The organism is Listeria grandensis FSL F6-0971 (genome assembly GCF_000525835.1).
GTDB classification, from domain to species: Bacteria; Bacillota; Bacilli; order Lactobacillales; family Listeriaceae; genus Listeria_A; species Listeria_A grandensis.
This window is the reverse complement of sequence record NZ_AODD01000002.1, coordinates 304241-316530: the sequence shown is the minus strand read 5'-3', so window position 1 is coordinate 316530 and position 12290 is coordinate 304241. Positions and strand designations below refer to the sequence as shown.

Below are 12290 nucleotides of genomic sequence, written 5' to 3'. Positions count from 1 at the left end.
CTCCAAATGAAAACAGGTATTCCATCGCGCTTTTAGAATACCTGTTGCCGTTTAAATTTAACTGACAATTTCTCCATCGGAAACAATTTCTTTACGATCCCATTTCACAATGATTTTGACTGTCTTTTTACGTTTATCGACTTCCTCATAGCTTTCTGTGTACAATTTCTTTTGATGCTGTAGTTGTTCGGCGATAAAGCCAGCTTCGAGTTTGAATATCACATTGCTGTCATTGTTTAAGCGTAGAGCGACCATTTCGCCACTTAAAATCAGATGCATTTCATCTTTCTTTTCGGTAGTCACTGCGAGGTCTCCAAACGAAGCTCGCCGAAAAAAGTCCGCGAGCTCATCTAACGTCTCTAACGGGTATTTCCGCGCGAGTTCTTTGCCAGCCCAATATAAAATATGCGGCGCCTCTTCACCTAACACATTTGGCAACAGCGTATCACGAATTAGTTCGTAGCCAAATACTGGTATCATTTTTTCGTTTACAATTTCTTCATTTTCTGCCATTTACAATACCCCGCTTTCTTCTTTGTTTATTATACCCAGAAAACCCGCAAAATAGAAACATCAACCTATAAAATTCGCAAAAAAACTGAAAATCCATCAAAAAACTTGCGAAAACGCTTAAAAAATACGAAAATGGAGAGTATAATGTAAAACTATAGTATACTAATAAGAAGATGAAAATAAAGAAATTGAGGCGAAACGTGTGAAAAGAGCAATTGGTTTTATTGATTCGGGTGTTGGCGGACTGACGGTTGTTAAAGAAGTCCTGAAACAGCTCCCCCACGAACAAATATATTATCTCGGTGACACCGCACGTTGCCCGTATGGACCGCGTGATAGTAAGGAAGTAAATCAATTTACTTGGGAAATGACGAATTTTCTCGTCGATCGCAATATAAAAATGCTCGTCATCGCTTGTAACACCGCGACCGCGGCAGCATTAACTGACATTCGGGCAAAATTAGATATCCCGGTTATCGGCGTCATTCAGCCTGGTTCAAGAGCAGCATTAAAGGCAAGTCGCAACAACCGCATCGGCGTACTCGGCACGATTGGGACGGTTCAAAGCATGGCTTACCCGAAGGCTCTAAGAGGCTGAACCGGCGTGTAGAAGTTGATTCGCTCGCCTGCCCCAAATTTGTGCCTGTCGTTGAAAGCCGTGAATATAAAAGCGCGATCGCTAAAAAAATCGTTGCAGAGTCTCTCCTGCCATTAAAAAGCACCAAAATTGATACGATCATTCTTGGCTGTACACATTATCCGCTACTCAAAACACTAATTGAAAATTTTATGGGATCGGATGTTGCTGTCATAAATTCTGGAGAGGAAACAGCGAGCGAGGTCAGCGCTTTACTGGATTATCATGACCTTTTAGACCATGATGACGTCGGTGTGAATCACCGGTTTTTCACGACTGGCTCGGTCTCTATTTTTCAAGATATTGCGGAAGATTGGTTAGATATTCCTGACATGCAGGTGGAACATATTAAATTAGGAAATGAAAAGGGTGTTAGACATGAGATTTGATGGAAGAGAAAAAAATGCATTACGCCAAGTTGAAATGATTCCTGGGTACATAAAGCATCCAGAAGGCTCGATTTTAATTACAGTCGGCGATACGAAAGTGATTTGTTCCGCATCTGTGGAAGATCGGGTACCACCATTTATGCGCGGCGAAGGTCGCGGCTGGGTTTCTGCGGAATACGCGATGCTGCCTCGTGCAACGGAACGCCGGAATATCCGTGAATCCTCTAAAGGAAAAGTAACAGGACGGACGATGGAAATTCAACGGCTGATTGGCCGTTCTTTGCGAGCTGTTGTCGATTTAGACGCGCTTGGAGAACGCACTATTTGGCTGGATTGTGATGTAATTCAAGCAGATGGTGGAACGCGGACTGCCTCTATTACTGGCGCTTTTGTGGCGATGGCACTCGCGATTACCAAACTACACGAAGCGGCTCCGTTTGCGAAATTCCCGATCAAAGATTTCCTTGCTGCAACAAGTGTGGGTTTACTTGAAAATGGCGACACAGCGCTTGATTTGAACTACGTAGAAGACAGTGTAGCGGCTGTGGACATGAATCTCGTGATGACTGGCGCTGGGCGTTTTGTCGAACTCCAAGGAACCGGCGAAGAAGCAACATTTTCCGAAAGCGAGTTAAGCGAACTTTTAACTCTGGGCAAAAAAGGAATTGGAGAACTGGTGACCTTGCAAAAAGAAATACTCGGTGCGACAGCGGATTTGATCGGAGGCGTCGAACAATGAAAAAGTTGGTCATTGCGACAAACAACGTAGGCAAAGCGCAAGAATTTGAGAAGTTATTCGGTGCACATGGCATTGAAATTTTGACACTGGCTGATTTTCCGGAGATTGGTGAAATTGAAGAAACTGGGACGACATTCGCTGAGAATGCAGCGTTAAAAGCAGAAACCGTAGCTAAGCAAATTGGGCAGGTCGTGATTGGCGACGATTCAGGATTGATCGTCGATGCTTTAGACGGCGCGCCAGGCGTCTATTCTGCGCGCTACGCAGGAAACCAACATAATGATGCCGATAATAACGAAAAGCTGATGAAAGAGCTCAGAGACGTGCCAAAATCGGCGCGCCAAGCTCGTTTCCACTGCACACTTGCTATTGCGTTTCCTGGCGAAGCAACGCAATTTTTCACAGGAGAATGTGAAGGAGAAATCTTAGCGTTACCACAAGGCAAAAACGGATTTGGTTACGATCCCCTCTTTTACCTTCCTGAATTTGATAAATCTATGGCTGAAATTACCCCTGACCAGAAAAACAAAATAAGCCATCGCGGAAAAGCTTTAGAAAAAGTTGCGAAAAATATAGACCAATTGCTTGAAAAGATTGTATAATAGGAAAGTAACGAAGATGGGGGAGAATAATTTGAAATTACTAGTAGTCAGTGACAGTCATCACGAACGCGACTGTCTCATCCATTTAAAAGAGAAATATGAAGGTAAAGTTGACGCGATGATTCACTGTGGGGATTCTGAACTTGAAAAAGATGATCCAGCGATGCAAGGATTCCATACCGTTCGAGGAAATTGCGATTTCGGTTCGGACTACCCGAATGATTGGGTCGGCGAAGTAGATGGATATCGGATCTTCACAACACACGGTCACCTGTATAATATTAAAATGACGCTGATGAATTTGCGCTACCGTGCTCGTGAATTAAATGCTGATTTTGTTTTCTTTGGTCATTCCCATGAACTAGGCGTTGATATGCTGGATAACACGATTATTCTGAATCCTGGTAGTATTTCGCTTCCAAGAGGACGTGTTCATGATAAGACTTATACACTGATTGAAGCAACAGATGAAGGCGTAATAATTCGCTTTATGACGATTGATGATATCGAATTAACCGAACTAACGCAGACATTCCCGCTGGTGAAGAACAATTAAGTTTTTCCAGCGGGTAAGGCAGTTAAAAATGGATAAACTTGCAGTAATATGAATATTTTTTAAAAATATCACTCAAAACCATTGACAAATCCGCGAATACATCATAGAATGATACTTGGCTGTGAAAATTGTATAGCGTGTCCTGATAGCTCAGCTGGATAGAGCAACGGCCTTCTAAGCCGTCGGTCGCAGGTTCGAATCCTGCTCAGGACATTAATTGAACCTACTGGAAACAGTTGGTTTTTTTGTTCCCAGTTTAAATTGCCTGCACTTCTCCCCCCTCAATAAAGCCTATGTATTCTATTTCCCTTCTCAATTTCGGCCCTTTTTAGAAAGCGCTATCTTTTTGTAAAATTTAAATATTTATTCATATTTTGTCTGCGGACAAGCTAGCTCATATTTTGTAGTATTGAAGTTCAACCTCCGCTTAGCCCTCCGATTTTTTCACTATCAGAGGGATTTTTTTTATTTCAAGCTACTAACTGTTTCGCCCTAGTGAAATACGTCTATGCCTATTACAGAGGAGGCCGATCAGACTATTAACAAATTCTATTCTATCAATTTGTCGATACATGCGAATTAATCCTATTCAACAAAAAAGCGCGATCTAGAAAGGAGAACTATACATAATAGAAAAATAGCTGCTTATGAAAAATATTTTATTCATAACTTTATAATTTCATTCCCTTACTTTAAATGTGTTTGTACGCAGTTTCACTCTTCTTCCGTACCTATCCAACAAGATAGCATCAAGACAGATACTTCCTTTTCAAAGATGTAATCAGTTTTGGGACGAATTAAATAGAATTTTTATGCAAGTATTCTCATGATCAAAAGTTTTAAATATGCGAGAAAGCGCCTATTATAACATATGATGGTGAGATTAAAATAACTAGCGAAATAAAGGAGAGCATGATCTCCGAATGCCATAACCCACATTCGTTCACATGCTCCCATTAAGAAATACGATTATAAATATACATTAAACGTGTAGTCTAACCAGTTCCATCAATCTTCCAACTCAAACCTATCATGCAACACTTGTGCGGCTTTGATCATCTTCTTCTCATCCACCACGGTCGAAACCTTGATTTCCGATGTACTGATCATTTTAATAGCAACATCATTATCTGTCAATGCCTCAAACATATGCGCCGCAACACCTGGATTAGATACCATCCCTGAACCAACAATCGATACTTTTGCCAAGTTCTGTTCGGATTCTAGCTTCGCGTATTGCAACACTTCTTGGTATTCTTCCAACACCGCTAGCGTCTCTAGTAGCGCTTTTGTTTTAATCGTGAAGGAAAGGTTTCCGTGGCCAAGCCCTGTAATGCCTTGAATAATAATATCCACATCAATATTATGATCTGCGAGTGTTGTAAACACTTTCGATACACGCATGTTTTCTTTTTTATCCCAGTGAATCGTCACGCGGGTTATTTTATCTTCAAATGCGATCCCTCGCACGACTTTCGTATTTTCCAAGGTCATTTCCTCCTCAATCATCGTTCCTACTTCGGTTTCATGGCTGGCGCGAACTTCCAGCGGGATGCGATAATTTTTCGCGTATTCCACTGCTCGCGGATGCAAAACACCTGCGCCTAGATTGGCCAATTCTAGCATTTCATCATAGGTTACTTGGTCTAGCTTCCGCGCCTTTTTGATGTAGCGTGGATCTGTCGTGAAAACGCCAATGACATCTGTGCAAATGCTACATTTATCGGCCTCAAGCGCTGCGGCAAGGGCTACTGCTGTCGTATCCGAGCCACCTCTTCCAAGCGTTGTGATTTCTCGTTCGGAGCTCACGCCTTGGAATCCTGCAACGATCACGATTTGGCCTTTGTCTAGTGCATCTTGAATCGTTTCAGTATCGATATCCAGAATCCGAGCATTGCTTGCAACAGCTTCGGTTGTGATGCCTGCTTGCCAACCAGTAAAGGAGACAGCTTCATAATTTTTTTCATGGAGCGCCATGGATAGCAACGATATTGTGACTTGCTCGCCAGTCGAGAGTAACATGTCCATTTCACGCTTGCTCGGCTTATCACTGATTTCTAGCGCCATATCAACGAGGCGGTCTGTCGATTTTCCCATTGCAGAAACAACTATGACCACCTGATTTCCCTTTTCAAATTCGCGGATCGCTTGGTCTGCTGTTTTTTTGATTTTTTCGATCGTGCCCACTGAGGTTCCACCGAATTTTAAAACTACTCTTCCCAAAAAATACCCCTCCTATTTTGGTTTTTCTTCGTTCATTTTTGCAAATTTCGCGTGAACTGCTTCCGCCACAGCGATCGGTACACCTGCTTCTTTTATTTCTTCGACGGTGGCCGCTTTGAGTTTTTTCATCGAACCAAAATGTTTTAAAATTGTTTTTTTGCGGCCTGGCCCAACGCCTGGAATGCCATCAAGTAGTGATTGGAAGCCTGTTTTGCTTCGTAGTTGGCGGTGGAATGTGATCGCAAACCTATGGACTTCATCTTGGATTCGTTGCAGTAAATAGAATTCCTGGCTGTTGCGGTGCAGCTGAACAACGGCCAATGGATCGCCGAACAGGAGCTGACTAGTTTTGTGTTTGCTATCCTTCGCTAACCCTGCGACCGGAATATCCAGCCCCAACTCGTTGACTAGCACATCCTTTGCACTATCGATCTGCCCTTTTCCACCATCAATCAAAATTAAATCAGGAAGTGGCAAGCCTTCTTTGAGCACGCGCCAATAGCGGCGACGTACAACTTCGCGCATCGTGGCGTAGTCATCCGGACCAACAACGGTTTTTATTTTATACTTGCGGTAATCGTTTTTGCTTGGTCGCCCGTCAAGGAAGGTAATCATCGCGGAAACAGGATCGGTTCCGTAGATATTGGAGTTATCAAAAGCCTCAATTCGGTTTGGCGTCGGAATTCCCATCGCCTCGCCTAACCGTTCTGTCGCGCCAACTGTCCGTTCCTCATTCCGCTCTAGCAACAGGAATTTCTCATTTAATGCGATTTTAGCATTCTTATATGCGAGTTTCACCAGATCCTTCTTGTTACCGCGTTTTGGCACAAGAATTTTCGTGTTCGGCAACAGCGCTTGAATCGCCTCTTCATCCACATCATCCGGCAAAAAAATCTCCTGTGGTGGAATATGGTTGGTTTTCTGATAAAATTGCCCGATAAACGTGAGGAAATCCTCATCCGCATCACTATAAAATGGAAACTGAGAAACATCGCGCTCAATCAATTTTCCTTGGCGAATAAAGAAGACCTGCACGCACATCCAGCCTTTGTCAATCGCATAGCCGAACACATCGCGATCCACAAAATCGGTCATCGTCATTTTCTGTTTCTCCATCGTCGTTTCGATCGCGGTAATCTGATCACGGTATTCCGCTGCTTTTTCGAATTCCATAGACTCTGCTGCTTCTTGCATCCGCGCCTGCAAATCTTGTTTCACTTCTTTATAACCACCGTTTAAGAATTGCACAATTTCATCTGTCATCGTTTTATACGTATCTGCCTCGACCTTAAATACGCACGGTGCTAAACACTGACCTAAGTGATAGTACAGACAAACCTTGTTTGGCATCGTCGTACATTTTCGAAGTGGATAAAGCCGGTCCAGAATTTTCTTCGTTTCATTTGCCGCATACACATTCGGATATGGCCCGAAGTACTTTCCTTTATCCCGCTTGACTTTACGTGTAATAATCAGCCGCGGATGGCGTTCGTTGGTAATTTTGATGAACGGGTAAGTTTTGTCATCTTTTAACATAATATTGTACCGCGGATCATGTTTCTTAATTAAATTTATTTCGAGTAACAAAGCCTCCACATTCGAAGATGTTACAATATATTCAAAATCACGAATTTCTTGAACTAAACGCTGGGTTTTCCCGTCATGCGAACCCGTAAAATAAGACCGCACGCGATTCTTCAAAATTTTTGCCTTACCGACATAAATAATCGTGCCCTGTTGGTCTTTCATCAAGTAACAACCAGGCTGATCAGGCAAAAAGGCAAGCTTATTTCGGATATGTTCTGTCGTCATTTCTATCACTCCAAATTACAGGCTTTACTTCCAGCGCGACGACAAACACTCACTTTCGTCGTTAAAAGCTCCGTTCCAGTGCTCGCGTACCCTAGTACGCTCCGCGCTAGTACTCACTTTTGCCTAGAAATTGAGTATTTGTCGCCACACTGCGGTTTAGCGGCTTATCATGTAGTAAAGCGGTTTTCTACTGTTCAGCTTTACCCTTCTTTAGTGTAGCATAAATCGTCCTTGTTGCAACAAAAAAGCTGGAAAAATGTCAGGAAAACGTAGATCTAATCTCGCTTCTCTGACATGTAAACCAGCCTTTAACATACTATAGATATTTCGCTAAAACTTCATCAAGTTCTTCTTTTGGACGGTAGCCAATAATTGTATCTACTACTTCGCCATCTTTCTTGATCAGCAATGTTGGGATACTCATTACACCAAATTTACCTGGTGTTTCTTGGTTCGCATCCACATCCATTTTAACGATTTTTAATTTATCGCCTTGTTCCGCATCAATTTCTTCCAAAACCGGCGCAACCATACGGCAAGGGCCACACCATGTCGCCCAGAAATCTGTTAGCACTAAGCCTTCGTTCGTTTCTTTCTCGAACTCTGCATCTGTAATTTCTTGAATAGCCATTTTCTCTACCTCCTTACACATATTGTACGGCTAGTATAGCACTGCGCCTCTGTATAGAGCTAATAATCTGCTCAAAAACTTACTTTAACTCAGCGATTGTCACGCCATTTCCACCCTCTGCTGCTGCTCCAAAACGGATCGATTTCACCATTCTGTGGTTTTTCAGGAATTCTGTGACACCTTGACGCAAGGCTCCTGTTCCTTTACCGTGAATGATGCTGACTTGGTGATAACCTGCGAGAAGTGCCTCATCGATATATTTGTCCACTTGTTGGAGCGCATCTTCATAGCGAACACCACGCAGATCAAGCTCTGTTTTAGTAATCGAATGATCACTTCTAACGGTTGTCACATGACGCATTTTTTTCGGCTGCTCTGGTTTGATGTATTCCAAATCTGTTTCTTTCATCTTCGTTTTGATAATGCCGATTTGAACGTTCCATTCCTTGCTGTTCACGCGATTTAAGAGAACGCCTTTTTGCCCCAATGACAAAATACGAACTTGATCTCCTTGCGCAAAAGTATGCGCCACTTTTGGAACATCATGAACCACTCGTTTTTGAATCGTTTTCGGTTTCACTTGGTTTAAGCGACTTTTCATATCGATAAGCTCATGTTCTTTCAAGCCTGCAGCGCCTTGAAGTTGCATTTGACGCAACTCTTGGATAATAACTTCAGCCTCAACTTCTGCTTTTTCAATGACGCCTGCTGCTTTTTCATTCGCTTTTTCAAGCAATTTATCTTTTTGATCGTGGTATGCAATAATCTCTTTTTGGAGATCTTTTTGGAGTTTTTCGGCGTCGCGACTCATTTGATAGGCTTCTTCATACTCCAATTCTGCGGCTTTCCGTTTTTCTTCTAGGCTGGAAATCATGTCGTTTAAATCTGCACTCTCTGTGTCTACCAAACTACGCGCAGACGCAATGACCTCTTCTTTAAGCCCCAAACGTCGGGAAATGGCGAACGCGTTACTTCGTCCGGGAACACCGATCAATAATTTATAGGTTGGGCTCAGCGTCTCCACATCGAACTCTACAGAAGCGTTCGTCGTAAACTCACGGTTATATCCATACGCTTTTAGTTCAGGATAATGCGTCGTTGCAACGACACTCGCTTGTTTTTCCGCCACGGCATCGAGAATCGCAATGGCGAGCGCAGCGCCTTCTTGTGGGTCTGTACCAGCGCCCAACTCATCGAAAAGAATCAAGGATTTTGCGTCCATTTTATCAAGAATCGATACGATATTCGTCATATGAGAAGAAAATGTACTCAAACTCTGCTCAATCGACTGCTCATCGCCGATATCCGCAAAAACTTGTGAGAACACCGCAATCTCAGACTCCTCCTCGGCGGGCACTTGCAAACCGGCCTGTGCCATCAATGTAAGCAAACCTAGCGTTTTCAATGTGATCGTCTTCCCACCAGTATTCGGTCCCGTAATCAGCATTGTCCGATAATCACCGCCAAGCAAAATATCATTGCTCACAACCGTCTCTGGATCAAGCAACGGATGACGCGCGTGAAGCAGTTTCACAACACCATCTTGATTGATTCGTGGCGTGATTCCCTTCATCGATTTCCCAAACCGCGCTTTCGCAAAAATAAAGTCAAATCTCGCGAGGACATACGTATTTTGGCGAATCTCCGCTATAAATTCAGCGAGAATGGCAGAAACCTCTGCTAATATCCGTTCCATTTCTTGTTTTTCTTTTGCCTGCAATGTACGGCGTTCATTATTCATATCTACCACACTTTGCGGCTCCATGAACAGCGTTTGACCGGAGGCAGATTGATCATGCACAATACCGCCATAATGCCCTTTATATTCCTGTTTGACCGGCAAAACGTAGCGATCATTTCGAATCGTAATCACCGTATCGCTTAGCATTTTCGACGCATTTTTATCGCGCAAATATTGTTCTAAACGCTCGCGCACTCGACCTTCTGTACGACGTAACGTTTGACGAATATTCCGCAACGCCTCACTTGCCGTATCCAAAATTTCACCTGCTTCGTCCACCGTAAGCGCAATCGTATCCTCTGTATCTCGCATCGGAACGAGCTTTTGCGCCAGTTCATCTAATAAAGGAAGCTCCACACCTTGCTCCACAAGGCCGTCAACAAACTGTTTCATCAAACGGCTCACGCGGAGATTACTTCCTGTTTGATAGAGCTCTAAACCGCTTAAATCGCCACCGATCTCTAGCCGTTTCATATGACCTGATACATCATAAATACCTGAGATCGGCGCAGCACCACGTAAACGGATGACTTTCGCACCTTCCTCGGTTTCTTTTTGTGCTAACATCACTTTTTCGACGTCAGGTGTCGGGTGTAGCGCCCTAATCGCCTCCTCGCCTAGCGCAGAAGAGGCAAATTCGAGTAGCTGTTGCTTTATTTTATCGAATTCTAAAATCGTTTCTACTTTTTTATTCATTATTTTTAACTCCAGGTAACGTCCTATGTTAAGAACGATTATTTTTTATAAAAGCGAGAAAATCCTGTTTCCCCATCGTGTTTAATATATTTTCCTTGCTCAGCCAACCTTTCGTCGCTGCTCGAACCCCAATCTCCATAAAATCAAGATGTGTTGTGTCATGCGCATCCGTGTTAATCGCGATTGGTACTCGCTGTTCTGCTGCAAGCTCCAAGTATTTCGCTGTTAAATCGAGCCGTTGCGGGTTAGCATTAAGCTCCAATGCCGTGCCCGTTTTGGCAGCCATTTCAATCAGCGCCTCCACATTAACATTATACGGATCACGACGACCGATGACGCGGCCAGTTGGATGCGCGATCAGATGCACATATGGATTTTCACAAGCCGTTTGCAAGCGCTTCATGATTTCCTCTTCCGATTGAGAAAAACTCGAATGAATCGACGCAATCACAAAATCTAAATCCTTCAGTAAATCATCTTCAAAATCAAGCGTGCCATCCGGTAAAATATCCATTTCAACCCCTGATAAAATCTCTATTTCCGAATATTGTTCATTATAAGCTCTTATTTCCGCCTGCTGCTTCCGAATTCGCTCTTCCGTTAAACCGTTGGCAACGCGTAAAAACTGCCCATGATCCGTAATTACCATGTATTCGTAGCCCTTCGCAATACACGCTTCAATCATCTCAGGTAACGAATAAGCACCGTCAGACCACGTTGTATGCATATGCAAGTCGCCCTTTATATCGGCTAACTGCACAAATCTCGTTTCCCCTTGAATCCTGTCGATTTCCGTGCCATCACGCCTTACCTCTGGCGGTAAAAACGGTAGGTTAAAATGCGCAAAAAATGCTTCTTCCGTCTCAAATTGCTTCACATTTCCAGCCTCATCTTCCACCCCATACTCGTTAATTTTCTCCGATTGCTGTTTCGCAATCTGACGCATCCGGATATTATGATTTTTCGACCCAGTAAAATGATGAAGCGTACTGACAAATTCACCCGGCGCAACCATTCGAAAATCCACCGATATTTTGATGCCATCATCCAGCTCCACAGAAACCTTCGTGTTCCCTGCGGCAATAACTTGATCAATCATATCCAATGCCAAAAGCTGTTTCGCGACAACCTCTGGATTTTCCGTCGCAACCACGAAATCCAAATCCTTCACCGTTTCCCTTAACCGTCTAAAACTACCAGCGTGGGAAAAGCGCGTAATCTCAGGAATCTTCGCTAAATAAGCCTCCAAGCTCTTAGCAACCCGCAACACATCATTCAGCGGATACCGATCAGGCCGTTCCCCCATCTCTTGAATCGCTTCCACCATCTTATCCACCGACTTCTGCCCAAAACCTTTCAACGCTGAAATACTTCCATCCTCAGCTTTTTCAAGCAAAGAAGCCTGATCGATGACACCAAGTTCCTGATACAAACGTGACAATTTCTTTCCACCTAGACCAGGCACTTTCAAAAGCGGTACTAAACCTTCTGGCACTTCTTTCTTCAGCGATTCTAACTCCTTTGATTCACCCGTCTCGATATAATTTTGAATAATAACTGCCGTCGATTTTCCAATACCGCTCATTTTTGTAAAATCATCTATTTCCGAAAGGCTTCGTTCATCCTGCTCCAATGCCAATGCCGCCTTACGAAAAGCTGATATCTTAAAAGGATTCTCACCCTTCAACTCCATATATAAAGCAATTGTCTCTAATAAATTAATAATTTTCTTTTTATTCATCTTCTAACAC

General features: G+C 43.3%; 9 protein-coding genes, 1 tRNA gene and 1 pseudogene. 5 read left to right on the top strand and 6 right to left on the bottom strand.

Going from position 1 to position 12290, the window contains the following annotated elements; genetic code table 11:
• Window positions 1–57: 57 nt before the first annotated feature.
• Window positions 58–513 (bottom strand): YslB family protein, encoded by a 456-nt coding sequence (locus tag PGRAN_RS02095; protein WP_036064675.1) that lies wholly within the window; start codon window positions 511–513, stop codon window positions 58–60.
• Between the two features lie 202 nt (window positions 514–715).
• Here PGRAN_RS02095 and racE point away from each other — a divergent pair.
• The 5 genes and pseudogenes from racE to PGRAN_RS02070 all read left to right on the top strand — a co-directional run bounded on the left by racE (window position 716) and on the right by PGRAN_RS02070 (window position 3649).
• Window positions 716–1539, top strand: a pseudogene (gene racE / locus PGRAN_RS17115) (glutamate racemase).
• The gene (rph, locus tag PGRAN_RS02085; RefSeq protein WP_036064674.1) at window positions 1529–2278 is read left to right on the top strand and encodes a ribonuclease PH; all 750 of its coding nucleotides are present in this window, start codon (window positions 1529–1531) and stop codon (window positions 2276–2278) included. The pseudogene racE and the gene rph overlap by 11 nt, the downstream one beginning before the upstream one ends.
• Window positions 2275–2880 (top strand): XTP/dITP diphosphatase, encoded by a 606-nt coding sequence (locus tag PGRAN_RS02080; RefSeq protein WP_036064671.1) that lies wholly within the window; start codon window positions 2275–2277, stop codon window positions 2878–2880. The genes rph and PGRAN_RS02080 overlap by 4 nt, the downstream gene beginning before the upstream one ends.
• Window positions 2881–2911: 31 nt before the next feature.
• Window positions 2912–3436: a metallophosphoesterase gene (locus PGRAN_RS02075; protein WP_036065233.1), complete on the top strand. Its 525-nt coding sequence runs from the start codon at window positions 2912–2914 to the stop codon at window positions 3434–3436.
• A gap of 139 nt (window positions 3437–3575) precedes the next feature.
• Window positions 3576–3649, top strand: a tRNA-Arg gene (locus PGRAN_RS02070).
• A gap of 795 nt (window positions 3650–4444) precedes the next feature.
• On the opposite strand, the gene PGRAN_RS02065 is transcribed toward PGRAN_RS02070, so the two are convergent.
• From PGRAN_RS02065 to polX, 5 genes are all read right to left on the bottom strand, one after another.
• Window positions 4445–5659 carry an aspartate kinase gene (locus tag PGRAN_RS02065; protein WP_036064670.1) on the bottom strand — a complete coding sequence of 405 codons (1215 nt, stop codon included), beginning with the start codon at window positions 5657–5659 and terminating at the stop codon, window positions 4445–4447.
• 12 nt (window positions 5660–5671) lie between these two features.
• A complete protein-coding gene (uvrC, locus tag PGRAN_RS02060) occupies window positions 5672–7471 on the bottom strand; it encodes an excinuclease ABC subunit UvrC (protein WP_036064668.1) in 1800 nt (599 codons plus the stop codon).
• 316 nt (window positions 7472–7787) lie between these two features.
• Window positions 7788–8102 carry a thioredoxin gene (gene trxA / locus PGRAN_RS02055; protein WP_036064666.1) on the bottom strand — a complete coding sequence of 105 codons (315 nt, stop codon included), beginning with the start codon at window positions 8100–8102 and terminating at the stop codon, window positions 7788–7790.
• Window positions 8103–8181: 79 nt separating this feature from the next.
• Window positions 8182–10539, bottom strand: coding sequence for an endonuclease MutS2 (locus tag PGRAN_RS02050; RefSeq protein ID WP_036064664.1), 2358 nt, complete (start codon window positions 10537–10539; stop codon window positions 8182–8184).
• A gap of 28 nt (window positions 10540–10567) precedes the next feature.
• Complete coding sequence (gene polX / locus PGRAN_RS02045; RefSeq protein WP_036064662.1) at window positions 10568–12280, bottom strand: DNA polymerase/3'-5' exonuclease PolX; 1713 nt, start codon at window positions 12278–12280, stop codon at window positions 10568–10570.
• Window positions 12281–12290: the final 10 nt, after the last annotated feature.